This is a genomic window from Enterobacter cloacae complex sp., assembly GCF_900322725.1.
GTDB lineage: Bacteria > Pseudomonadota > Gammaproteobacteria > Enterobacterales > Enterobacteriaceae > Enterobacter > Enterobacter quasihormaechei.
The window spans coordinates 814,048-838,304 of sequence record NZ_LT991957.1 but is presented as its reverse complement, the minus strand read 5'-3'; the positions used below and the strand labels follow the sequence as shown (position 1 = coordinate 838,304).

General features: G+C 54.6%; 16 protein-coding genes, 1 tRNA gene and 3 rRNA genes. 12 read left to right on the top strand and 8 right to left on the bottom strand.

The features are described from left to right. The first annotated feature begins 100 nt into the window (after nucleotides 1-100). The 9 genes from rluD (at nucleotide 101) to DBR02_RS04300 (ending at nucleotide 11,948) form a co-directional block, all read left to right on the top strand. The gene (gene rluD / locus DBR02_RS04340; protein WP_063450040.1) at nucleotides 101-1,081 is read left to right on the top strand and encodes a 23S rRNA pseudouridine(1911/1915/1917) synthase RluD; all 981 of its coding nucleotides are present in this window, start codon (nucleotides 101-103) and stop codon (nucleotides 1,079-1,081) included. Further along, the gene (gene yfiH / locus DBR02_RS04335; protein WP_107533547.1) at nucleotides 1,078-1,809 is read left to right on the top strand and encodes a purine nucleoside phosphorylase YfiH; all 732 of its coding nucleotides are present in this window, start codon (nucleotides 1,078-1,080) and stop codon (nucleotides 1,807-1,809) included. Before rluD ends, yfiH begins: the two co-directional genes overlap by 4 nt. Before the next feature lie 129 nt (nucleotides 1,810-1,938). After that, nucleotides 1,939-4,512, top strand: coding sequence for an ATP-dependent chaperone ClpB (gene clpB, locus DBR02_RS04330; RefSeq protein ID WP_107533546.1), 2,574 nt, complete (start codon nucleotides 1,939-1,941; stop codon nucleotides 4,510-4,512). Nucleotides 4,513-4,941: 429 nt separating this feature from the next. Next, nucleotides 4,942-6,483, top strand: a 16S ribosomal RNA gene (locus tag DBR02_RS04325). 84 nt (nucleotides 6,484-6,567) lie between these two features. Beyond that, nucleotides 6,568-6,643: transfer RNA gene (locus tag DBR02_RS04320), tRNA-Glu, on the top strand. 182 nt (nucleotides 6,644-6,825) lie between these two features. Next, nucleotides 6,826-9,729: ribosomal RNA gene (locus tag DBR02_RS04315) — 23S ribosomal RNA — on the top strand. A gap of 65 nt (nucleotides 9,730-9,794) precedes the next feature. After that, nucleotides 9,795-9,910 (top strand): 5S ribosomal RNA (gene rrf / locus DBR02_RS04310). Together the 16S, 23S and 5S rRNA genes with 1 tRNA gene alongside form the textbook arrangement of a ribosomal RNA operon. Before the next feature lie 126 nt (nucleotides 9,911-10,036). After that, a complete protein-coding gene (locus DBR02_RS04305; protein ID WP_063450553.1) occupies nucleotides 10,037-10,489 on the top strand; it encodes a DUF4385 domain-containing protein in 453 nt (150 codons plus the stop codon). 151 nt (nucleotides 10,490-10,640) lie between these two features. Then, on the top strand, nucleotides 10,641-11,948 hold the full coding sequence (locus DBR02_RS04300) for an MFS transporter (RefSeq protein WP_107533545.1): 1,308 nt from the start codon (nucleotides 10,641-10,643) through the stop codon (nucleotides 11,946-11,948). On the opposite strand, the gene DBR02_RS04295 is transcribed toward DBR02_RS04300, so the two are convergent. From DBR02_RS04295 to trxC, 5 genes are all read right to left on the bottom strand, one after another. Further along, entirely contained in the window at nucleotides 11,945-12,268 is a 324-nt protein-coding gene (locus DBR02_RS04295) for a YfiM family lipoprotein (protein WP_107533544.1), read from the bottom strand. The genes DBR02_RS04300 and DBR02_RS04295 overlap by 4 nt on opposite strands. Nucleotides 12,269-12,313: 45 nt before the next feature. Next, nucleotides 12,314-13,669: a CDP-diacylglycerol--serine O-phosphatidyltransferase gene (gene pssA, locus DBR02_RS04290; RefSeq protein ID WP_063450550.1), complete on the bottom strand. Its 1,356-nt coding sequence runs from the start codon at nucleotides 13,667-13,669 to the stop codon at nucleotides 12,314-12,316. 109 nt (nucleotides 13,670-13,778) lie between these two features. Further along, nucleotides 13,779-16,442, bottom strand: a complete 2,664-nt coding sequence (locus DBR02_RS04285; protein ID WP_107533543.1) for a bifunctional acetate--CoA ligase family protein/GNAT family N-acetyltransferase — start codon at nucleotides 16,440-16,442, stop codon at nucleotides 13,779-13,781. Between the two features lie 35 nt (nucleotides 16,443-16,477). Next, entirely contained in the window at nucleotides 16,478-17,176 is a 699-nt protein-coding gene (gene tapT, locus DBR02_RS04280; RefSeq protein ID WP_063867948.1) for a tRNA-uridine aminocarboxypropyltransferase, read from the bottom strand. A 70-nt stretch (nucleotides 17,177-17,246) separates the two neighbouring features. Next, a complete protein-coding gene (gene trxC, locus DBR02_RS04275; RefSeq protein ID WP_003860733.1) occupies nucleotides 17,247-17,666 on the bottom strand; it encodes a thioredoxin TrxC in 420 nt (139 codons plus the stop codon). A 204-nt stretch (nucleotides 17,667-17,870) separates the two neighbouring features. Between trxC and DBR02_RS04265 the strand changes: the two genes are divergently transcribed. Then, the gene (locus DBR02_RS04265; protein ID WP_017383555.1) at nucleotides 17,871-18,956 is read left to right on the top strand and encodes a tRNA/rRNA methyltransferase; all 1,086 of its coding nucleotides are present in this window, start codon (nucleotides 17,871-17,873) and stop codon (nucleotides 18,954-18,956) included. 48 nt (nucleotides 18,957-19,004) lie between these two features. On the opposite strand, the gene ung is transcribed toward DBR02_RS04265, so the two are convergent. Continuing rightward, nucleotides 19,005-19,694 carry a uracil-DNA glycosylase gene (gene ung / locus DBR02_RS04260; protein WP_107533542.1) on the bottom strand — a complete coding sequence of 230 codons (690 nt, stop codon included), beginning with the start codon at nucleotides 19,692-19,694 and terminating at the stop codon, nucleotides 19,005-19,007. Nucleotides 19,695-20,009: 315 nt separating this feature from the next. Between ung and grcA the strand changes: the two genes are divergently transcribed. Next, on the top strand, nucleotides 20,010-20,393 hold the full coding sequence (gene grcA, locus DBR02_RS04255; protein WP_008502190.1) for an autonomous glycyl radical cofactor GrcA: 384 nt from the start codon (nucleotides 20,010-20,012) through the stop codon (nucleotides 20,391-20,393). Between the two features lie 51 nt (nucleotides 20,394-20,444). Here grcA and srmB read toward each other — a convergent pair whose 3' ends face one another. Further along, a complete protein-coding gene (gene srmB / locus DBR02_RS04250) occupies nucleotides 20,445-21,773 on the bottom strand; it encodes an ATP-dependent RNA helicase SrmB (protein WP_063450547.1) in 1,329 nt (442 codons plus the stop codon). Between the two features lie 132 nt (nucleotides 21,774-21,905). Between srmB and trmN the strand changes: the two genes are divergently transcribed. Next, entirely contained in the window at nucleotides 21,906-22,643 is a 738-nt protein-coding gene (trmN, locus tag DBR02_RS04245) for a tRNA(1)(Val) (adenine(37)-N(6))-methyltransferase TrmN (RefSeq protein WP_107533541.1), read from the top strand. Here trmN and nadB read toward each other — a convergent pair. Next, entirely contained in the window at nucleotides 22,628-24,247 is a 1,620-nt protein-coding gene (gene nadB / locus DBR02_RS04240) for an L-aspartate oxidase (protein WP_107533540.1), read from the bottom strand. The two genes, trmN and nadB, sit on opposite strands and share 16 nt — an antisense overlap. Between the last annotated feature and the right edge of the window lie 10 nt (nucleotides 24,248-24,257).

Below are 24,257 nucleotides of genomic sequence, written 5' to 3'. Positions count from 1 at the left end.
GGAGAAACTCAGTTCCTGCTCCCGATTAAGACCAGCTACAATAGCACACTATATTAAACGGCAAAGCCGTAAAACCCAACGTTAAACGAAGAAGCAGTTTATGGCACAACGAGTAGAACTCACCGCAACAGTCTCCGAAAATCAGCTCGGTCAACGCTTAGATCAGGCTTTGGCCGAATTGTTCCCTGATTATTCGCGTTCACGCATAAAAGAATGGATCCTTGACCAGCGCGTGCTGGTAAACGGCAAGATCTGGGACAAACCTAAAGAGAAAGTGTTTGGTGGGGAAGCTGTCGCCATCAATGCTGAAATCGAAGAGGAAATTCGCTTCGAGCCGCAGGATATCCCCCTGGAGATCGTCTACGAAGATGACGATATTCTGGTCATCAACAAGCCGCGCGATTTTGTTGTTCATCCGGGCGCGGGCAATCCTGACGGTACGGTTCTTAACGCACTCCTTCATTATTATCCGCCGATTGCTGACGTACCGCGTGCCGGTATCGTTCACCGTCTGGATAAAGACACTACGGGTCTGATGGTGGTGGCGAAGACGATTCCCGCGCAGACTCGCCTGGTGGAATCTTTACAGCTGCGCGAAATCACGCGTGAGTATGAGGCGGTGGCCATTGGTCATATGACCTCTGGCGGCACGGTGGAAGAGCCGATTAGCCGCCACCCAACCAAACGCACGCATATGTCCGTGCACCCGATGGGTAAACCGGCGGTGACCCACTACCGCATCATGGAGCATTTCCGCATTCATACGCGCCTGCGTCTGCGTCTGGAAACCGGGCGTACCCACCAGATCCGCGTGCACATGGCGCATATTACCCATCCGCTGGTGGGTGACCCGGTTTACGGCGGTCGTCCGCGTCCACCAAAAGGGGCGTCGGATGAATTCATCTCCGTGCTGCGTAAATTCGATCGTCAGGCGCTGCATGCGACGATGCTGCGTCTTTACCACCCCATTACCGGAATTCAGATGGAATGGCATGCGCCGATCCCACAGGATATGGTGGAACTTATCGACGCGATGCGCGCAGATTTCGAAGAACATAAGGATCACGTGGACTGGTTATGACCAAGCTGATTGTCCCGGAGTGGCCGCTGCCTGAAGGCGTGGCCGCCTGTAGTTCGACCCGTATCGGTGGCGTGAGCCAGGGCGCATGGGAGTCTCTGAACCTCGGCGCGCACTGTGGCGATAACCCGGAACACGTCGAAGAGAACCGTAAGCGCCTTTTTGCTGCGGGATACCTTCCTTCAAAACCGGTCTGGCTTGAGCAGGTGCATGGTAAAGCGGTGCTGACGCTGTCGGGTGAGCCTTACGCGTCTAAACGCGCCGATGCCTCGTACAGCAATACGCCGGGAACGGTTTGCGCGGTGATGACCGCCGATTGCCTGCCTGTGCTGTTCTGCAATCAGGCGGGAACTGAAGTGGCTGCTGCCCATGCCGGATGGCGCGGGCTGTGCGAAGGCGTGCTGGAAGAGACCGTCGCCTGCTTCCGGGACACTCCCGCGAATATCATTGCCTGGCTTGGCCCGGCGATTGGCCCGCAGGCGTTTGAGGTAGGCCCTGAAGTGCGCGAAGCCTTTATGGAAAAAGATCCGCAAGCGGTTGACGCGTTTGTGGCTTCCGGTGACAAATATCTGGCCGATATTTATCAGTTGGCCCGTCAACGTTTGAATAACGTTGGGGTGACGCAGATCTTCGGCGGCGATCGCTGTACCTTCACCGAAAAGGGTGATTTTTTCTCCTATCGCCGCGACAAGACGACAGGTCGTATGGCAAGTTTCATTTGGCTGATATAACCTAAAGAATCAAGACGATCCGGCACGCGCCGTTTTCTTTTCACATAATTCAGGTTATTAACCTTGAATAATTGAGGGATGACCTCATTTAATCTCCAGTAGCAAATTTGACCTGTTATGGGAGGAGTTATGCGTCTGGATCGTCTTACTAATAAATTCCAGCTTGCTCTCGCCGATGCCCAGTCCCTCGCACTGGGGCACGACAACCAGTTTATCGAACCTCTTCATTTAATGAGCGCCTTGCTGAATCAGGAAGGGGGATCGGTACGTCCTTTATTAACGTCCGCTGGCATTAATGCCGGCCAGTTACGCACCGCCATCGATCAGGCGCTGAGCCGTTTACCACAGGTAGAAGGTACTGGTGGCGACGTCCAGCCGTCGCAGGATCTGGTGCGCGTGCTGAACCTTTGCGACAAGCTGGCGCAAAAACGTGGGGACAACTTTATTTCGTCAGAGCTGTTTGTTCTGGCGGCGCTTGAATCACGCGGTACCTTGACCGACCTGCTGAAATCCGCCGGTGCAACCACCGCCAATGTGACCCAGGCGATTGAGAAAATGCGCGGAGGTGAAAGCGTGAACGATCAGGGAGCCGAAGACCAACGTCAGGCCTTGAAGAAATTTACGGTCGACCTGACCGAACGTGCCGAGCAGGGCAAGCTTGACCCGGTGATCGGCCGTGACGAAGAAATTCGCCGGACTATCCAGGTACTGCAACGTCGTACCAAAAACAACCCGGTACTGATTGGTGAGCCCGGCGTCGGTAAAACCGCCATCGTTGAAGGGCTGGCGCAACGTATCGTTAATGGTGAAGTGCCTGAAGGGCTGAAAGGCCGCCGGGTGCTGGCTCTGGATATGGGCGCGCTGGTGGCCGGGGCGAAATATCGCGGCGAGTTCGAAGAGCGTCTGAAAGGCGTGTTGAACGATCTGGCGAAACAGGAAGGTAACGTCATCCTGTTTATTGACGAACTGCATACCATGGTTGGGGCCGGTAAAGCTGACGGCGCAATGGATGCCGGGAACATGCTGAAACCTGCGCTGGCGCGTGGTGAACTTCACTGCGTCGGTGCCACCACGCTGGACGAGTATCGTCAGTACATTGAAAAAGATGCCGCGCTGGAGCGTCGTTTCCAGAAGGTGTTTGTCGCTGAACCAAGCGTTGAAGATACCATCGCTATTTTGCGCGGTCTGAAAGAGCGCTATGAACTGCACCATCACGTGCAGATCACTGACCCGGCCATCGTTGCGGCGGCGACGCTTTCGCATCGTTATATCGCCGATCGTCAGCTGCCGGATAAAGCCATCGACCTTATCGATGAAGCCGCGTCCAGTATCCGCATGCAGATTGACTCGAAGCCGGAAGAGTTAGACCGACTCGATCGCCGCATTATCCAGCTCAAGCTGGAACAGCAGGCGCTGAACAAAGAGTCTGATGAAGCGAGTAAGAAACGCCTCGATATGCTCAACGAAGAGCTGGATGAGAAAGAGCGTCAGTATTCTGAGCTGGAAGAAGAGTGGAAAGCTGAGAAAGCCTCCCTCTCTGGCACCCAGACAATCAAGGCTGAACTGGAGCAGGCGAAAATTGCCATTGAGCAGGCGCGTCGCGTAGGGGACCTGGCGCGGATGTCCGAGCTACAGTACGGCAAGATCCCTGAGCTGGAAAAACAGCTTGAGATCGCCACGCAGTCGGAAGGCAAAACCATGCGTCTGTTGCGTAATAAAGTGACGGATGCCGAGATAGCCGAAGTGCTGGCGCGCTGGACGGGTATTCCTGTGGCTCGCATGATGGAAAGCGAACGCGAGAAACTGCTGCGTATGGAGCAGGATCTGCATCAGCGCGTTATTGGCCAGAACGAAGCGGTCGAAGCGGTATCTAACGCCATTCGTCGTAGCCGTGCAGGGCTGTCCGATCCGAATCGTCCAATCGGCTCGTTCCTGTTCCTGGGGCCAACCGGTGTCGGTAAAACCGAGCTGTGTAAAGCGCTGGCTAACTTTATGTTCGACAGCGATGACGCAATGGTGCGTATCGATATGTCCGAGTTTATGGAGAAACACTCCGTCTCGCGTCTGGTCGGTGCGCCTCCGGGATATGTCGGTTATGAAGAGGGCGGTTACCTGACGGAAGCGGTTCGCCGTCGTCCTTATTCCGTCATCCTGCTGGATGAAGTGGAAAAGGCACACCCTGACGTGTTTAACATCCTGTTGCAGGTACTGGATGATGGACGCCTGACGGACGGGCAGGGGAGAACGGTCGACTTCCGTAACACGGTGGTGATCATGACCTCGAACCTGGGTTCCGATTTGATTCAGGAACGCTTCGGTGAGCTGGATTACAGCCATATGAAAGATCTGGTGCTGGGCGTGGTCAGCCAAAACTTCCGTCCGGAGTTCATCAACCGTATTGATGAAGTGGTCGTGTTCCATCCGCTGGGTGAGAAACACATCGCGTCGATTGCACAGATCCAGTTGCAGCGTCTGTACAAGCGTCTGGAAGACCGTGGGTATGAAATCCACATCTCGGATGATGCGCTGAAACTGCTGAGCGAGAATGGTTACGATCCTGTTTATGGCGCGCGTCCGTTAAAACGTGCTATCCAACAGCAGATCGAAAACCCGCTGGCGCAGCAAATTCTCTCCGGGGAGCTGATTCCGGGCAAAGTTATCCGTCTGGAAGCCAACGACGATCGCATTGTGGCAGTGCAGTAAGTCACAAAACGCAAAAACGGGCCGCTTGCGGCTCGTTTTTGTTTAAAAACCAGGCGAAAATTGAGGTCTGAAGAGTGATTTGCCTGGAAAGTGAGCGGTCAGTAAATAATTTTCACTTTACGCTTGCAGGTTCAGAATTACTCCCTATAATGCGCCTCCACTGACACGGAACAACGGCACGCAAGCCGCCGGGTCAGCAGAGAAAAGCAAAACAAACGCTTGACTCTGAAGCGGGAAAGCGTAATATGCACACCCCGCGCCGCAGCGAAAACGTAGCGGCACTGCTCTTTAACAATTTATCAGACAATCTGTGTGGGCACTCAAAGTGACATGGATTCTTAACGTCGCAAGACGATAAATGAATACCAAGTCTCAACGAGTGAACACGTAATTCATTACGAAGTTTAATTCATTGAGCATCAAACTTTTAAATTGAAGAGTTTGATCATGGCTCAGATTGAACGCTGGCGGCAGGCCTAACACATGCAAGTCGAACGGTAACAGGAAGCAGCTTGCTGCTTCGCTGACGAGTGGCGGACGGGTGAGTAATGTCTGGGAAACTGCCTGATGGAGGGGGATAACTACTGGAAACGGTAGCTAATACCGCATAACGTCGCAAGACCAAAGAGGGGGACCTTCGGGCCTCTTGCCATCGGATGTGCCCAGATGGGATTAGCTAGTAGGTGGGGTAACGGCTCACCTAGGCGACGATCCCTAGCTGGTCTGAGAGGATGACCAGCCACACTGGAACTGAGACACGGTCCAGACTCCTACGGGAGGCAGCAGTGGGGAATATTGCACAATGGGCGCAAGCCTGATGCAGCCATGCCGCGTGTATGAAGAAGGCCTTCGGGTTGTAAAGTACTTTCAGCGGGGAGGAAGGTGTTGAGGTTAATAACCTCAGCAATTGACGTTACCCGCAGAAGAAGCACCGGCTAACTCCGTGCCAGCAGCCGCGGTAATACGGAGGGTGCAAGCGTTAATCGGAATTACTGGGCGTAAAGCGCACGCAGGCGGTCTGTCAAGTCGGATGTGAAATCCCCGGGCTCAACCTGGGAACTGCATTCGAAACTGGCAGGCTAGAGTCTTGTAGAGGGGGGTAGAATTCCAGGTGTAGCGGTGAAATGCGTAGAGATCTGGAGGAATACCGGTGGCGAAGGCGGCCCCCTGGACAAAGACTGACGCTCAGGTGCGAAAGCGTGGGGAGCAAACAGGATTAGATACCCTGGTAGTCCACGCCGTAAACGATGTCGACTTGGAGGTTGTGCCCTTGAGGCGTGGCTTCCGGAGCTAACGCGTTAAGTCGACCGCCTGGGGAGTACGGCCGCAAGGTTAAAACTCAAATGAATTGACGGGGGCCCGCACAAGCGGTGGAGCATGTGGTTTAATTCGATGCAACGCGAAGAACCTTACCTACTCTTGACATCCAGAGAACTTAGCAGAGATGCTTTGGTGCCTTCGGGAACTCTGAGACAGGTGCTGCATGGCTGTCGTCAGCTCGTGTTGTGAAATGTTGGGTTAAGTCCCGCAACGAGCGCAACCCTTATCCTTTGTTGCCAGCGGTTAGGCCGGGAACTCAAAGGAGACTGCCAGTGATAAACTGGAGGAAGGTGGGGATGACGTCAAGTCATCATGGCCCTTACGAGTAGGGCTACACACGTGCTACAATGGCGCATACAAAGAGAAGCGACCTCGCGAGAGCAAGCGGACCTCATAAAGTGCGTCGTAGTCCGGATTGGAGTCTGCAACTCGACTCCATGAAGTCGGAATCGCTAGTAATCGTGGATCAGAATGCCACGGTGAATACGTTCCCGGGCCTTGTACACACCGCCCGTCACACCATGGGAGTGGGTTGCAAAAGAAGTAGGTAGCTTAACCTTCGGGAGGGCGCTTACCACTTTGTGATTCATGACTGGGGTGAAGTCGTAACAAGGTAACCGTAGGGGAACCTGCGGTTGGATCACCTCCTTACCTTAAAGAACCTGCCTTTGTAGTGCTCACACAGATTGTCTGATGAAAAGTAAATAGCAAGGCGTCTTGCGATTGAGACTGTACGTCCCCTTCGTCTAGAGGCCCAGGACACCGCCCTTTCACGGCGGTAACAGGGGTTCGAATCCCCTAGGGGACGCCACTTGCTGGTTCGTGAGTGAAAGTCACCTGCCGTCATATCTCAAAACTGACTTACGAGTCATGTTTGAGATATTTGCTCTTTAAAAATCTGGATCAAGCTGAAAATTGAAACGACACACAGCTCATGTGTGTCCGAGTCTCTCAAATTTTCGCAATCAGAAGTGAAACATCTTCGGGTTGTGAGGTTAAGCGACTAAGCGTACACGGTGGATGCCCTGGCAGTCAGAGGCGATGAAGGACGTGCTAATCTGCGAAAAGCGACGGCGAGGTGATATGAACCTTTGACCCGTCGATGTCCGAATGGGGAAACCCAGTGCAATCCGTTGCACTATCGTTAACTGAATACATAGGTTAACGAGGCGAACCGGGGGAACTGAAACATCTAAGTACCCCGAGGAAAAGAAATCAACCGAGATTCCCCCAGTAGCGGCGAGCGAACGGGGAGCAGCCCGGAGTCTGAATCAGCTTGTGTGTTAGTGGAACGGTCTGGAAAGTCCGACGGTACAGGGTGATAGTCCCGTACACGAAAACACACTTGTTGTGAACTCGAAGAGTAGGGCGGGACACGTGGTATCCTGTCTGAATATGGGGGGACCATCCTCCAAGGCTAAATACTCCTGACTGACCGATAGTGAACCAGTACCGTGAGGGAAAGGCGAAAAGAACCCCGGCGAGGGGAGTGAAAAAGAACCTGAAACCGTGTACGTACAAGCAGTGGGAGCCTCTTTATGGGGTGACTGCGTACCTTTTGTATAATGGGTCAGCGACTTATATTCTGTAGCAAGGTTAACCGTATAGGGGAGCCGAAGGGAAACCGAGTCTTAACTGGGCGTTAAGTTGCAGGGTATAGACCCGAAACCCGGTGATCTAGCCATGGGCAGGTTGAAGGTTGGGTAACACTAACTGGAGGACCGAACCGACTAATGTTGAAAAATTAGCGGATGACCTGTGGCTGGGGGTGAAAGGCCAATCAAACCGGGAGATAGCTGGTTCTCCCCGAAAGCTATTTAGGTAGCGCCTCGTGAATTCATCTTCGGGGGTAGAGCACTGTTTCGGCTAGGGGGCCATCCCGGCTTACCAACCCGATGCAAACTACGAATACCGAAGAATGTTATCACGGGAGACACACGGCGGGTGCTAACGTCCGTCGTGAAGAGGGAAACAACCCAGACCGCCAGCTAAGGTCCCAAAGTCATGGTTAAGTGGGAAACGATGTGGGAAGGCACAGACAGCCAGGATGTTGGCTTAGAAGCAGCCATCATTTAAAGAAAGCGTAATAGCTCACTGGTCGAGTCGGCCTGCGCGGAAGATGTAACGGGGCTAAACCATGCACCGAAGCTGCGGCAGCGACACTATGTGTTGTTGGGTAGGGGAGCGTTCTGTAAGCCGTTGAAGGTGGCCTGTGAGGGTTGCTGGAGGTATCAGAAGTGCGAATGCTGACATAAGTAACGATAAAGCGGGTGAAAAGCCCGCTCGCCGGAAGACCAAGGGTTCCTGTCCAACGTTAATCGGGGCAGGGTGAGTCGACCCCTAAGGCGAGGCCGAAAGGCGTAGTCGATGGGAAACAGGTTAATATTCCTGTACTTGGTGTTACTGCGAAGGGGGGACGGAGAAGGCTATGTCAGCCGGGCGACGGTTGTCCCGGTTTAAGCATGTAGGCGGAGGTTCCAGGTAAATCCGGTACCTTTTAACGCTGAGGTGTGATGACGAGGCACTACGGTGCTGAAGTGATAAATGCCCTGCTTCCAGGAAAAGCCTCTAAGCATCAGGTAACACGAAATCGTACCCCAAACCGACACAGGTGGTCAGGTAGAGAATACCAAGGCGCTTGAGAGAACTCGGGTGAAGGAACTAGGCAAAATGGTGCCGTAACTTCGGGAGAAGGCACGCTGATATGTAGGTGAAGTCCCTGCGGACGGAGCTGAAATCAGTCGAAGATACCAGCTGGCTGCAACTGTTTATTAAAAACACAGCACTGTGCAAACACGAAAGTGGACGTATACGGTGTGACGCCTGCCCGGTGCCGGAAGGTTAATTGATGGGGTTAGCGGCAACGCGAAGCTCTTGATCGAAGCCCCGGTAAACGGCGGCCGTAACTATAACGGTCCTAAGGTAGCGAAATTCCTTGTCGGGTAAGTTCCGACCTGCACGAATGGCGTAATGATGGCCAGGCTGTCTCCACCCGAGACTCAGTGAAATTGAACTCGCTGTGAAGATGCAGTGTACCCGCGGCAAGACGGAAAGACCCCGTGAACCTTTACTATAGCTTGACACTGAACACTGGTCCTTGATGTGTAGGATAGGTGGGAGGCTTTGAAGCGTGGACGCCAGTCTGCGTGGAGCCAACCTTGAAATACCACCCTTTAATGGCTGGTGTTCTAACGTAGACCCGTAATCCGGGTTGCGGACAGTGTCTGGTGGGTAGTTTGACTGGGGCGGTCTCCTCCCAAAGAGTAACGGAGGAGCACGAAGGTTGGCTAATCCTGGTCGGACATCAGGAGGTTAGTGCAATGGCATAAGCCAGCTTGACTGCGAGCGTGACGGCGCGAGCAGGTGCGAAAGCAGGTCATAGTGATCCGGTGGTTCTGAATGGAAGGGCCATCGCTCAACGGATAAAAGGTACTCCGGGGATAACAGGCTGATACCGCCCAAGAGTTCATATCGACGGCGGTGTTTGGCACCTCGATGTCGGCTCATCACATCCTGGGGCTGAAGTAGGTCCCAAGGGTATGGCTGTTCGCCATTTAAAGTGGTACGCGAGCTGGGTTTAGAACGTCGTGAGACAGTTCGGTCCCTATCTGCCGTGGGCGCTGGAGAATTGAGGGGGGCTGCTCCTAGTACGAGAGGACCGGAGTGGACGCATCACTGGTGTTCGGGTTGTCATGCCAATGGCACTGCCCGGTAGCTAAATGCGGAAGAGATAAGTGCTGAAAGCATCTAAGCACGAAACTTGCCCCGAGATGAGTTCTCCCTGAGACTTTAAGTCTCCTGAAGGAACGTTGAAGACGACGACGTTGATAGGTCGGGTGTGTAAGCGCAGCGATGCGTTGAGCTAACCGATACTAATGAACCGTGAGGCTTAACCTTACAACGCCGAAGATGTTTTGGCGAAGAGACACGATTTTCAGCCTGATACAGATGAACAGAATTTGCCTGGCGGCTTTAGCGCGGTGGTCCCACCTGACCCCATGCCGAACTCAGAAGTGAAACGCCGTAGCGCCGATGGTAGTGTGGGGTCTCCCCATGTGAGAGTAGGGAACTGCCAGGCATCAATTAAAGAAACCCCGTACCGTAAGGTGCGGGGTTTTTTGCTTTATGCGCCGGAAAATGCCGGGTGGCGGCACCGCCTGACCGTGCCTACAATTGTTAAAACGCTTTTAACAATGGTGCTGCTTTGATACGTCCCTTTGATTACCAACAAGATTTTGCCAACATTAATTTCCGTGACCATCCAGAGTTGTATCAGGTGGGGCGGGGAGAGCAGGGTGTGCTCATGGTGGAACCTTACAAAAGCGAGATACTTCCGCACTGGCGATACAAAAATGCTGAAGTTGCAGCGCGATCGGCAAAAGAAATATACGCCCTGTTTGAAGAATATCGTCAGCAAAACGACTTTGTGGGTATGGATATGGCGCGTAAATTCATTCAGATGGGCTATACGCGCGCCAGGCGATATGCCAATCATAAAGGCGGTAAAAAGTACGATGAGAAGCGCCAGGTCAAACCGCTGGATTGCGATCCCGTAAAAGCAGAAGCCGCCGCGGTCTTCAAAAAGTGGTGGGATAAAATTCGGGCAGATGAAGATTATTTGCAGCGAAAAAAGGCGCATCAGCAGAAGTGGGGATAATTACTACGTCCGCTAATAATTCGATACCTGATCGAGTTCACAAAACGTAATGAAACATATTAGAAACATTTTATTTACCTAACGATTCGTTTTAAATCCGGTTTTACTGTTTGTGGGCAATGGCCCGCAATGTGAGACAGGGGATTTTAAAATGACAGAAACCGTAGCCAGTGCAGATACGGATAACACCAATTTGGCAAATAAGGATACCCGTCGTCGGGTTTGGGCAATCGTTGGGGCCTCATCGGGGAACCTCGTAGAGTGGTTTGACTTTTACGTCTATTCATTCTGTTCACTCTACTTTGCGCATATCTTTTTCCCGTCCGGGAATACCACCACTCAGCTTCTGCAAACCGCAGGCGTTTTTGCCGCCGGGTTCCTGATGCGCCCTATCGGTGGATGGCTATTCGGCAGGATCGCAGACAGAAAAGGGCGCAAGACCTCCATGCTCATCTCCGTATGCATGATGTGCGTCGGCTCTCTGGTGATAGCCTGCCTGCCCGGATATGACACTATCGGAACATGGGCACCCGCATTGCTGCTGCTGGCTCGTCTGTTCCAGGGGCTGTCAGTCGGTGGCGAATACGGCACCAGTGCGACATACATGAGCGAAGTGGCGGTTGAAGGCCGAAAGGGTTTCTATGCATCATTCCAGTATGTGACCCTCATTGGCGGACAGTTGCTGGCGTTACTGGTTGTGGTGATCCTGCAACAAATCCTTAGCGATGAAGATTTGCGCGCCTGGGGCTGGCGCATCCCGTTTGCTATGGGCGCTGCCCTGGCGGTTGTCGCCCTGTGGCTACGCCGTCATCTTGATGAAACCTCTCAACAGGAGGTCAGGGCGCTGAAAGAGGCGGGCTCGATGAAGGGGCTCTGGCGAAACCGCAAAGCATTTTTGATGGTGTTAGGTTTTACCGCCGCGGGCTCGCTAAGTTTCTATACCTTCACCACCTACATGCAAAAATATCTGGTTAACACCACGGGCATGCATGCAAACGTTGCGAGTGTCGTCATGACAGTGGCGTTACTCGTCTTTATGCTTATCCAGCCGATTGTCGGCGCGCTGTCGGACAAAATAGGTCGCCGCACCTCCATGCTGATCTTTGGCGGCATGCTCACCCTGGGTACCGTTCCGCTTTTGACTGCGCTACAGCAGACAACGTCGCCGTATGCCGCTTTCGCGCTGATCATGGTGGCACTCATCATTATCAGTTTTTACACGGCAATCAGCGGCATTTTGAAGGCGGAAATGTTTCCCGCACAGGTGAGGGCGCTGGGTGTAGGCCTGTCATATGCGGTCGCGAATGCCCTGTTCGGCGGTTCGGCGGAGTATGTCGCGCTATCACTTAAGTCGTGGGGCAGTGAAACGACCTTTTTCTGGTATGTCACCGTAATGGGAGCGCTGGCGTTTATTGTCTCGCTGATGCTGCATCGCAAAGGAAAAGGTATCCGCCTTTAATAATGTGCCATCTGCCAGACGGCGTAGCCGGTTGTTGCGCCGGCTACGTCCCACGCAAAATCTTTCCAGCTCCAGCCGCTTCCTGAGGGGCGGCTATCCCAAAGCTCTTTCGATGCCCCCAGGCTTATGGAGAACATCAGGCCCATTGTGGCACTTCGATCCCGGCTATACCCCTGGTGCAGCGCATACTCATTGCCCGCAGCGGACAACATTGCAGACGCCAGAAAGTGTTGAGCTTTGTCCTGACCCGACCAGCTATCATTCGCCATATGGCTGCAACCGGTCAGGAAAAGAGGGATCATCAGGAAAGGGGTACGCATTAACAGGCTCCATAAAAAAGCCCCGTCAGTGACAGGGCCCGGGAATTACAGAATACGGCTAATGAGGCGATCGATACGGATCCGACGTAAACGGCGAATCAGCTTGCGAACTTTCACCGGATAATCCGCGATGCTTTGCAGATCGCGGTAATGACGAACCACTGTGGTATGTGTGCGTATAAGCTCCAGCTCACGATCGCGTTTCGCGGCTAATGCATGCTGAGGATCGTGAATCAGGATGGCATTCTCCAGATCCAGACGCCAGGCGCGCGGGTTCAGGTTATTACCGGTCAGCAGCATCCACTCATCATCGACCCACATCCCTTTGAGATGATAGCTGTTATCTTCATCTTTCCAGAGACGCACGACCAGCTGGTCCGTGTTCACGTAGTACTGTAAACGGCTCAGGAAGCGACGCAGGTTAATCTCATAAAGATAAGGCAGTGCGCCGATGATCTTGAAAGGCTGATCTTCCGGAATGAAAAAGTCGTTTGCCGTTTTATCCCCGACGATGATCTCCACCTTTTTACCCTCGCGCAGCAGCTGAATAATATTGCGCACCAGAACGGCGGGAAGGTTGAAGTATGGCGTGCAGATGGTGAGCTTATGCTCCGCGCACGGCATCAAATGGAAAATCGTCTTGTTCAGCAGGCTGGTTTTTCCCAGGCCTACCAGCGGCGTAACGGACAGCTCTTCATTACTGGCGTCACCCTGGAAACGATAAACCGCATCGCGCAGCTCCTGGCGGAAGGAGCGAACGTCGTTTTTAATTTCCGGGCTTTTCGGGCGATGAGGATCGTCAAGACGGTGGACACCGCGGCCATGAACCAGGTTTTTATCTACCCAGTTGAACATGATGTCGGCCATCTGTGGATTGCGGATCAGATGGTAGCGATCGTAACGGTATTTATCGAGCTGATGGAGATAAACATCATTCAGGCTGGCGCCGCTGTAAAGGACGCTGTCATCGATGATAAATCCTTTGAAATGAAGAACGCCAAGCGCTTCACGGGTATTCACGGGCACACCATACACCGGAATATCGATCCCCGGGTTCTCCTGGGCCGTGCGGCAATACCAGTCAGCGTTAGTGTTCGAGGCGGCCGCGCCAATACGGCCACGCTGCGCGCGGTGCCAGTCAACCAGCACACGAACGTCCAGTTCCGGACGTTGACGTTTCGCTTCATAGAGCGCGTTCAGGACAGCACGCCCACCTTCATCCTGTTCAAGATAGAGCGCCACAATGCAGATACGTCGCGTCGCGCTGGCAATCTTTTCCAGAAGCGTCTCCCGGAAACGAGCGGGAGCATAAAAGAACTCTACATCATCAACTGACTGAGAAATCTTCGGTAGTTGAGCAAGGTGTTGTTGATGTTTATTACGCTTAAATTTTGACAACATCACAGTGCGTTTCTTCTCTGTTCATTGAAGGGTTGTCTGTACCAGGCAAACAACATAAGCGGACAATGATACCCCAGTGATGAGAAAAGTGGGTAACATTTCCAGAAGCTTACTCGTGTTTATCCGTTGATGTCAGGCTGAGGGACAGGGAGACAATGCCTTCATCCAGCTGGATATCAACGTCAAAACCGAGCTTCCGCGCCAGGGTCACCATACCCCGATTATTTGGCATAGTAATGCCGTTCAGGCGTGACAATCCGTGATCGCGCGTATATCCAATGAGTTTTTCGAGCAGCCGTCTGCCTAACCCCAAACCTTTAAGATCGGAACGCACCAGCACGGCAAACTCCGCATCTACGTTATCCGGGTCGGAAATGGCGCGCGTCACGCCGAGGATCTCCTCTCCCTCTCCGGAACGGCGAACCGCCACAATCGCCATTTCTCGATCGTAGTCGATCTGGGTCATATTGGCTAAATCGTCGTGGGTAAATTCGTTGATTTCGCTGAAATAGCGATAGTATAAGTCTTCCTTCGTCACCTGCGAGATGAACGCTTGCAGCAGCGGCTCGTCTTCCGGCAGGATAGGGCGAAACAGCGCCCGCTCTCCATTTTTCATCTCCACCCACTCTTCCAGATGAAGCGGATAAGGACGAATGGCGAGACGGCTTTCCCGATCACCGACAAATGGCGCAATTTCCAGCGTCACGTCGAGGGCCGTAAATTCATTTCCGGAAGCGAGGAGCGGGTGGATATCCAGGCGCTGGATCTCCGCACAGTCAACAATGAGGTTAGAGACCTTCACCAGAAACTGGCTTAATCCGGCGATATCAAGCGGCCTCAGAGCGCTTCTCCCGCGGATTTTTTTACTTTTAATGGCCTGAATAATTAAATAACGCGCCAGGTTCATGTTTAGTGGCGGAAGCGCGACAGCCGCCTGTTCTTCTGGCCGCCATTCAACGCCGCCTTCACCCAGCATAATGAGCGGACCAAAAACCGGATCGTGTTCGACCACCACGCGCAGCTCCTGCGCGCCCGCTCGGTTAGCCATGCTCTGCACCAGCAGGCCGTGGATCCTGGCCTGTGGCCACGTCATTTTAACGCGATCGATAATGGCATCCGCGGCCTGTTGCACTTCTGTCGCGGTGCGCAGATACAGCATGACGCCCTGCACATCTGATTTGTGCGGAATATCGGGGGAGCGCAGCTTCAGCGCGACCGGATAGCCAATCTGCTCAGCGATATGTACCGCCTCGGCGCTGTCGCCGGCAATCCAGGTGGGCAGCGTTTGCATCCCATAGCTGCCAAGAATGGGTTGCACTTCATGCGTATCAAGCGACGTGGCACCCTCTTCGATGGCCTGCTGCAATAGCCTGTGCACGTCCACCGAATTTGCTGTGAGGTTGCCCGGCAGGGCTGGCGTTTCACGCAGCTGCTTCTGGTTGCGGCGGTATTCAACCATATGCATAAACGCGGTAATGGTGCCCTCCGGCGTGCGGTAGGTTGGCAGCCCGGCTTCACTGAACAGACGGCGCGCTTCCTGTGAAGAGAACTCGCCGCACCAGTTAGTCAGCAGGGTGACGTATTTGCCGCGCGGATGGTTTCGGACAGCCTCAATCAGCGCGCGTGCGCTTTCACTGCCGGGCGCAGCGGCGCTGGGTGAATGAATGATCATCAGCGCATCGAAATCCTGACTGTCGAGCAGGAGGGAGATCGCCCTGATGTAGCGCTCGCTTGTGGCATCATCGCGTAAATCGAGCGGATTACCGGGAGTAACGCTGCCCGGCAGCACCTCCCGCAGGCGCTGAAGCGTCGCTTCGCCCAGCGTTGCCAGCTTGCCGTTGCGCAGCCACAGTTCGTCCAGCGCCAGTGCGGCGGGAGCGGCGCCGTTGCTGACGATCATCAGCTTTTCACCGCGCAGGGGGCGCATGTGGCTCAACGTTTCGACGGCAGAAAAAAGCTCGTGCGTATCCTGAACCCGCAGCAGACCGGCGCGCTGGATCGCGGCATCCCAGGCGGGATCCATCCCCGAATGGGAATGCAGCAGGCGCTGCGCCGCCGGGCTGCGCCCGCTTTTGATGACCAGAATCGGTTTATTACGCGATGCGCTACGTGACGCCGACACAAAACGACGGGCGTCGCTCAGGTGTTCAAGATAGAGCAGGATCGCGCTGGTTTTGCTGTCACGCGCCAGGAAATCCAGCAGTTCATCAACGTCAATGTCCAGGCTGTCACCCAGGGCGATGAAGTAGGAAAAGCCCATCTCACGCTGTTGTGCCCAGTCGAGGATCGTATTGGATACCGCAGCCGACTGCGAAATAAAGGCCAGCTTACCTTTACGGATCGGAACCGGGGAGAAGCTGGCATTCAGCCCTTGCCAGGGCGCAAGCAGACCCAGGCTGTTTGGACCAAGAATACGCATCTGGTAGCGGCTGGCGCAGGCCAGCAGCTCAGGCTGCTGCTGAGGAGGCGACGAGAGAATAATACAGGTTTTACAGCCTTTCTGGCCGAGCGACTCAAGCAGTTCGAGGTTTCGTTTCGCATGCGTACAGAGCACGGCGAGGTCGGGAACGAACGGTAAACTTTGCACGTCCGGCCACGCCAGCACCCCCTGAACCGCCTTATAGGCGGGCGTAACGGGCATGACCGGGCCATTAAACCCGCCAGCCAGCAGATTGCGCATCATCAGATACCCTGCGCGGTCCGGTTTCATTGAGGCGCCAATAACGGCAATGGATTTCGGACGAAGTAGCGCTTCTAACCCTCTCTGGCTCATGCAGGCCTCCCGTGAATGCAAGCGACCTGATGATTTTAAACGCTTTCTGTCTCAGTTGCTGTGACGCTACCCTTATGAACGGTTTTTCCCGCAAGATAACGTTCGCGGAAGCAGGAGAAGTGACTGCCCAGCGCGCCGGCTGCCTGGGTATCGCCCGCCAGATCCAGTAGCGCAATCGCGACCTCCGCGGTGCAGTACTGGCCGTCGGCATGGGCTTCGCGCAGGCGATAGGCCGAAACGCGCGACAGATCGACGGAAATTACCGGCAGCGCATCAAGATACGGGCTTTTGCGAAACATCTTTCTGGCTTCCGTCCAGGTGCCGTCGAGCATAATAAACAGCGGCGGTTTACCGGATGGCGGCGCCGAAAGCACCTGACGATGTTCGCCTGCATACGATGCAGGGAAAACGACCATTGGCTGATAGTCCGGGCTGGCCACCAGGTCGAGCAGTGCCTGAGGTGGCTCAGTGCGCGACCACTGGAACGCCGCTGTGTCTGGCAGAATATCGGCGATCAGGCGCCCCGTATTGCTGGGCTTCATCGGTTCGGTATCAAACATGACCAGACAAAAGCGACTTTTCGCCTCGCTCGGCGCAAGCGTTTCGCACAGGCACACCTTCAGCGGTAAAAGGCAGCGCTGGCAGCGGCGAATACGATTGCCTCGGGCCAGAAACGGGCGGGTGGCGCGCGCAAGGCGCTCGGCGCGTAATTGAAGTACAGCGTTATCAGTCATGGGCGAAAAGGCAGGAAAAACCCCATTTTCGCAGAGGAGAGAACGGGGCACAAGATGTGCCCCGTGAATGTTACAGGGATTCGTTTAACCAGCTGTCGAAAGGCGCTTTTGGCACGGCACCGTTGAGCATGTCGATCACTTCACCATTTTTGAAAATCATAATGGTGGGAATGCTGCGAATGCGAAAACGGGCGCTGAGCTCACGTTCGGCTTCGGTATTCACTTTCACAAAACGCATTTTCCCGCTGCGCTCTTCCGCCACGTCTTCGAAAATTGGCGCAAAGTTGCGGCAAGGGCCGCACCACGGCGCCCAGAAATCGACCACAACAGGCAGATCGTCCTTGAGGAGTTTGTCCAGCGTAGCACCCGTCGCGTTAATGACATCGCCATCAAATAATTCGTGGCCACAACGCCCGCATTTCGCACCGTCATCCATCCGATCGTCCGGAATGCGGTTTAAAGCCTGACAGTTGGCACATACGGTATTCATAACTAACCTCTGATAGAGCCGTGGAACAACGGCAGAACGCCGATAATGTTTCTGATATGTTACATATTATCAGTGAGCCTGTATGAAACGACAACGCGTTTTATTCAATGGGAACAATAGTCACAGGCTTTTGTACGAAATTATGGCTATGAGCTTGCACATCGGGTAATCTGCGCGCTTCGCGCAGCGCTGGTGGAGAAAAGCATGAACGACGAAATGAAAAACAAAAGCGGCAAGGTCAAAGTGATGTATGTCCGCAGTGATGATGACTCTGATAAACGCACCCAAAATCCGCGTACCGGAAAGGGTGGCGGGCGTCCAGCGTCTTCTCGTGCAGACGGTGGCCGTCGCCCCGCCCGCGATGACAGAAATAACCGCGGCGATGACCGCAAACGTGATGACCGTAAGCGTGACGATCGCAAACGCGACGATGTTGTCCGCGACGGTGGATCGCCATGGCGTACCGTTTCGCGCGCGCCGGGTGAAGAGGCGACTGAAAAGGCCGATCACGGCGGTATCAGCGGAAAAAGCTTTATCGATCCGGAAGTGCTGCGTCGTCAGCGTGCGGAAGAGACCCGTGTATACGGCGAGAACGCCTGTCAGGCCCTGTTCCAGAGCCGCCCGGAGTGTATCGTTCGCGCATGGTTTATCCAGAGCGTGACCCCGCGCTTTAAAGAAGCGCTGCGCTGGATGGCGGCGAACCGCAAAGCCTACCACGTGGTTGACGATGCCGAGCTGACTAAAGCGTCCGGTACTGAACACCACGGCGGCGTCTGCTTCCTGATCAAAAAACGTAACGGTACTACCGTGCAGCAGTGGGTCAGCCAGGCGGATGCCGATGACTGCGTGCTGGCGCTGGAAGATGTAGGTAACCCGCATAACCTGGGTGCGATGATGCGTAGCTGCGCGCACTTTGGCGTGAAAGGCGTGCTGTTACAGGATGCCGCGCTGCTGGAGTCCGGTGCGGCAATCCGTACCGCGGAAGGCGGTGCAGAGCACGTTCAGCCGATCACCGGCGACAGCGTGCTGGAAGCCCTCGAGCAGTTCCGTAAAGCGGGCTACACCATTGTCACCACCTCAAGCCGTGCCGCAACGCCGCTGTTTAAAGCGACGCTGCCACGCAAAATGGTGCTGGTGTTAGGTCAGGAGCGTGATGGTCTGTCTGATGCGGCACTCTCCAGCGCTGACCTGAGCGTCTCTATCGACGGTACAGGCAACGTTGAAAGCCTGAACGTATCCGTTGCGACCGGCGTACTGCTGGCGGAATGGTGGCGTCAGAATAAAGCATAAGCCTTTGTGCTGATTGAATGCCCGGTCCATCGGGCATTCAGACTCAAACTACTCACTCTCTGCCGGTAATACAGGCATCCAGTCAATTGGCTTTTCGCCACGCTTTTCCAGCCATTCATTCGTCAGAACAAAATGATTACTGCCAAAGAAACCGCGGTGTGCAGACAGCGGCGACGGGTGCGGTGCTTTCAGTACGTGATGGCGCTGACGATCGATAATCGCCCCTTTCTTTTGTGCATGCGAACCCCAGAGTAAAAATACGACGCTTTCACGGTGCTCATTAATCAGGCTGATGACCTTATCGGTAAAGGTTTCCCAGCCGAGGCTGGCGTGGGAGTGCGCCTGGCCTGCACGAACCGTCAACACGGTGTTCAGCAACAGCACGCCCTGGCGCGCCCAGCTTTCCAGATAGCCGTGATTAGGGCGAGTAAAGCCAGGGATCGTACCTTCAAGCTCTTTATACATATTCAGCAGAGAAGGGGGGATAGCCACGCCCGGACGCACGGAGAACGCCAGTCCGTGAGCCTGACCAGGGCCGTGGTAGGGATCCTGCCCCAGAATAACCACCTTCACGTCGCTCAGTTCGGTATAGCGAAAGGCGTTAAACACATCTTTCTGCGGCGGATAAATCGTCTGGCCAGCCTGCCGTTCAGCCGCAACGGTGCTGAGGGTATTGATAAAGTAGGGCTGCTGCTTCTCTTCTGCCAGCACGTCATGCCAGGTTAAAGGTGTCGTCATCTCGCTCTCCTGCGAATTTCATTCTCTGCCTAGCTTACCTGCTAAAGCCCGGTGAGCAAAATAGCACGCTGAAAAGTGGGCTAAGTTGCTAAATTTATTTTGGAAAAGATGCGGGATAAGTTGAATGGGTAAGACGAAGAAATTGATCTGAAACAATAAATTCAGACCACACTCTTTGTGTGGTTAGTGGTTTTGTTGATTTAAATCAATAAATCACCGGGGTCTGAATGTTATATATACACACAAGAAACAATGGTTTTACCAATTGGCCGCGAAAGGCCAGCATCAGTTAATGTAGCCTAAGGGAGGCAACACATGATTACAGGTATCCAGATTACTAAAGCAGCAAACGACGATCTGCTGAACTCTTTCTGGCTGCTGGACAGCGAGAAAAACGAAGCGCGCTGTGTCGTAGCGAAAGCAGGTTTTGCGGAAGACGAAATCGTTCCGGTGAGCAAGCTGGGCGAAATTGAATACCGTGAAATTCCAATGGAAGTGAAGCCAGAAGTCCGCGTGGAAGGCGGTCAGCACCTGAACGTTAACGTTCTGCGTCGCGAAACCCTGATGGACGCCGTTGAGCACCCGGAAAAATACCCGCAGCTGACCATCCGCGTGTCTGGCTATGCGGTACGCTTCAACTCTCTGACCCCGGAACAGCAGCGCGACGTTATCGCACGTACCTTTACTGAAAGCCTGTAAGGTTTCAGCCACGGGGGGGAATAAAGAAGCCGGGAATGTCCCGGCTTTTTTTTACTCTTCAGTTTTTGTCTCTGGCGCAGCAGAGCTTGGCTTACGGCGCTTACCAATGTTTTTGGTATCGCGGTGGCGCTGCTTAACGCGCGGTTTCTCTTTTTCTTTCTCTTTTCTCTCGGCACGTTTTGCGAGCGCTTTCTTGGACGGTTTACCCGTCATTTTTTCACTCGGTGCACGTGTGGTCGGACGAAGTCCGTCGATAACGCGAGCTTTAAGCGGCTCATCAACGTAGCGGCCAATTTTCTGAAGCAGCAGATGGTCGTGCGCTTCCACCAGAGAGATAGCAATACCTTTACGGCCCGCACGGCCGGTACGGCCAATGCGGTGGAGATAAGTATCACCGCTGCGTGGCATATCAAAGTTGATCACGTGGCTTACGTCAGGGATGTCGATCCCGCGCGCGGCAACGTCGGTGGCAACCAGCACATTCACGCGGCCATCGGTCAGACGCTTAATCCCTTCGGTACGCTTAACCTGCGCCATTTCACCTTCGAGATAGCAGTTGTTGATGCCGGCGTTGCGCAGCATTTCTGCCAGCTCATGCACGCGCTCGCGTTTGCGAACGAAGACGATGGTACGGGTTGCATCTTCCTGCTTCAGCAGGTGTTTCAGCAACTCAACCTTATGCTCAAGATTATCTGCGCGGTAGTACCACTGGTGGATCTTCTTACGCTCGCGCGTGGATGGCGTGGCGGACACTTCCACCGGATCTTCCAGCAGACGTTCGGCGAAATCTTTGATGGCATCCCCTTCAAGGGTTGCCGAGAACAGCATGGTCTGGTTACGCCAGCGCGTTTCACCCGCGATGTGTTCGATATCCTGGGCAAAGCCCATGTCCAGCATGCGGTCAGCTTCATCGAGAATGAGCGTTTCCACCGCGCGGCAGTCGAAGTTCTCTTCTTTAATGTATTGCAGCAGACGGCCTGTCGTCGCAACAACGATATCCTGGTTTTCGCTGAACACTTCCGCGTGGTTCATATACGCTACGCCGCCGGTGATGGTAGCGATATCCAGATGGGTGTTCGCCGCCAGCTCACGCGCGTGTTCGGCAACCTGCATCGCCAGCTCACGGGTCGGGGTCAGGATCAAAATACGCGGCGGGCCTGATTTTTTACGCGGAAAATCGAGCAAATGCTGCAACACAGGCAGCAAGTAGGCTGCTGTCTTCCCCGTGCCGGTTGGCGCAGAACCGAGCACATCGCGGCCCTCAAGCGCAGGCGGAATGGCCGCGGCCTGAATGGCGGTCGGGCGTGTAAAGCCTTTGCTCTCAAGAGCATTGAGCAGGCTTTCATCGAGTTCAAGTTCGGAAAAAGTCGTTACAGTCATGTTCTACCTCTGTGTGGGGCGCTGATTATAGACGTTACGGCTGTAATCTTCATCTGTTTGTATGGATATCGCTTTTCGGCCACTTCGCTTTCCCCTATGCTACTCCAGTTTCACACAGAAGGTTGCCCTGACATGTCTCAACTCAAAGCGCAGCTGCGCCGCGATGGTTTTACGTTTAAACAGTTTTTTGTGGCGCACAATCGTTGTGCGATGAAAGTCGGTACAGACGGTATTTTACTGGGTGCATGGGCGCCTGTCGCAGGTGTAAAACGCATTCTGGATATCGGGACGGGCACCGGGCTCCAGGCGTTAATGCTGGCGCAGCGAACGGAAGAACACGTCACGATCGATGCCGTTGAGCTTGATCCTCAGGCGGCGCAGCAGGCGCGTGAAAACGCTGCTGAATCCCCGTGGGCAGAACGCGTCAGGGTGGAATGTGCAGATGTCCTGACCTGGGCACCAGAGCAGACCGCGCGTTACGATTTGATCGTCAGCAACCCGCCGTATTTCGTGCCCGGCGTGGAGTGTGGAACGCCGGAACGCGAGCAGGCGCGTTACACCCGTTCGCTCGATCACCCGTCACTCCTGACCAGTGCGGCGGAACTTATCTCGGAAGAGGGATTTTTCTGCGTGGTCCTGCCTGAAAGCACGGGCAACACCTTTATTGAGATCGCTCGTGAGATCGGCTGGAAGTTGCGTCTTCGTACCGATATCTCCGATACGGAAGGGCGCTTACCGCACCGCGTGCTGCTGGCGCTCTCGCCGAAAGAGGGGGAGTGCTTTATCGACAGGATGGTCATTCGCGGGCCAGACCAGCGTTATTCCGAAGACTACACTGCCCTGACCCAGGCCTTTTACCTGTTTATGTGAACCTGCGGCGTCAGCACCGACGGGCCGGATGTTTCCAGCGTGTCGGGATAGTCCAGCGTATAATGCAGACCACGACTCTCTTTGCGCATCATTGCGCAGCGCACAATCAGCTCGGCAACCTGCACCAGGTTGCGAAGCTCCAGCAGGTTATTGGAAACGCGGAAATTGGCGTAATAGTCATCAATTTCCTGCTGCAACATCATAATGCGGCGTAACGCGCGCTCCAGACGCTTCGTTGTACGTACAATCCCGACATAATCCCACATGAGCAGCCGCAGCTCGTGCCAGTTATGCTGGATAACCACCCGTTCGTCAGGGTTATCCACCCGGCTTTCATCCCACGCCGGCAGGCACGCTGTCGCACGCGCGTAGGGCATGCGTTTGGCAATATCTTCCGCAGCAGACCACCCGTATACCAGACACTCCAGCAGCGAGTTTGATGCCATGCGGTTGGCGCCATGCAGCCCGGTATAACTGACCTCGCCGATGGCATAGAGGCCATCCACGTCGGTACGACCGTGATCGTCAACCATCACGCCGCCACAGGTATAGTGGGCGGCAGGCACAATTGGTACCGGATCGCGGGTTAAATCGATACCCAGACTCAGCAGCTTTTCGTAAATCATCGGGAAGTGCTGGCGAATAAATTCTGCCGGCTTATGGCTAATGTCCAGATACATGCAGTCCACGCCAAGCCGCTTCATTTCGTGGTCGATGGCGCGGGCCACGATATCCCGCGGCGCCAGTTCACCTCTGGGGTCGAACTCCGGCATAAACCTGGAGCCGTCCGGGCGCTTAAGATAGGCGCCTTCACCGCGCAGCGCTTCCGTCAGCAGAAAGTTTCGCGCCTGCGGATGGAACAGGGCGGTGGGATGGAACTGATTAAACTCCAGATTCGCCACGCGGCAGCCGGCGCGCCAGGCCATGGCGATACCGTCTCCGGACGCGATATCCGGGTTCGTCGTGTATTGGTAAACCTTGGAGGCTCCGCCGGTCGCCAGCACAACGGCTTTTGCCTGGCAGGTTTCCACCTTCTCTTTATTCCGGTTCCACACCCATGCGCCGACAACGCGGCGCGTGCCGGGCAGGCCAATCTTGTCGGAAATAATCAGGTCGACGGCGTTGCTGCGCTCCAGCACCTGAATATTGGGATGGCTGAGGGCTTTGCTGACCAGCGTAGTTTCAACCGCCTTTCCGGTCGCATCAGCAGCGTGCAGAATACGGCGGTGGCTGTGCCCGCCTTCACGGGTCAGGTGATAACTCTCTTCACCATTGGGCTGAACGTGTGTATCAAACAGCACGCCCTGGTCGATAAGCCATTGCACGCAGTGGCGGGCATTGCTGGCGACAAATTCTGCGGCATGCTCATCCACGATCCCGGCACCGGCAATCAGAGTATCTTCTACATGTGAGGCAATGCTGTCCGTTTCATCAAACACGGCGGCAATGCCGCCTTGTGCATAGAAGGTGGAACCTTCGCTCATCGGCCCTTTACTCAGCACGATGACGTTCTGATGTTCTGCCAGGCGCAGCGCAAGGGAAAGGCCGGCAGCACCGCTACCGATGATCAGTACATCACAATGAAGTTCAGGCGTCGTGTTCATGATGTTTGTT

Excerpts from the sequence above, each read along its gene's own strand:
- DBR02_RS04285 (WP_107533543.1), bottom strand. The coding sequence starts at position 16,442 with ATGAGCCAGAGAGGGTTAGAAGCGCTACTTCGTCCGAAATCCATTGCC.
- rluD (WP_063450040.1), top strand. The coding sequence starts at position 101 with ATGGCACAACGAGTAGAACTCACCGCAACAGTCTCCGAAAATCAGCTC.
- DBR02_RS04295 (WP_107533544.1), bottom strand. The coding sequence starts at position 12,268 with ATGCGTACCCCTTTCCTGATGATCCCTCTTTTCCTGACCGGTTGCAGC.
- nadB (WP_107533540.1), bottom strand. The coding sequence starts at position 24,247 with ATGAACACGACGCCTGAACTTCATTGTGATGTACTGATCATCGGTAGC.
- DBR02_RS04265 (WP_017383555.1), top strand. The coding sequence starts at position 17,871 with ATGAACGACGAAATGAAAAACAAAAGCGGCAAGGTCAAAGTGATGTAT.
- srmB (WP_063450547.1), bottom strand. The coding sequence starts at position 21,773 with ATGACTGTAACGACTTTTTCCGAACTTGAACTCGATGAAAGCCTGCTC.
- grcA (WP_008502190.1), top strand. The coding sequence starts at position 20,010 with ATGATTACAGGTATCCAGATTACTAAAGCAGCAAACGACGATCTGCTG.
- ung (WP_107533542.1), bottom strand. The coding sequence starts at position 19,694 with ATGACGACACCTTTAACCTGGCATGACGTGCTGGCAGAAGAGAAGCAG.
- pssA (WP_063450550.1), bottom strand. The coding sequence starts at position 13,669 with ATGTTGTCAAAATTTAAGCGTAATAAACATCAACAACACCTTGCTCAA.
- tapT (WP_063867948.1), bottom strand. The coding sequence starts at position 17,176 with ATGACTGATAACGCTGTACTTCAATTACGCGCCGAGCGCCTTGCGCGC.
- trxC (WP_003860733.1), bottom strand. The coding sequence starts at position 17,666 with ATGAATACCGTATGTGCCAACTGTCAGGCTTTAAACCGCATTCCGGAC.
- DBR02_RS04300 (WP_107533545.1), top strand. The coding sequence starts at position 10,641 with ATGACAGAAACCGTAGCCAGTGCAGATACGGATAACACCAATTTGGCA.
- yfiH (WP_107533547.1), top strand. The coding sequence starts at position 1,078 with ATGACCAAGCTGATTGTCCCGGAGTGGCCGCTGCCTGAAGGCGTGGCC.
- clpB (WP_107533546.1), top strand. The coding sequence starts at position 1,939 with ATGCGTCTGGATCGTCTTACTAATAAATTCCAGCTTGCTCTCGCCGAT.
- trmN (WP_107533541.1), top strand. The coding sequence starts at position 21,906 with ATGTCTCAACTCAAAGCGCAGCTGCGCCGCGATGGTTTTACGTTTAAA.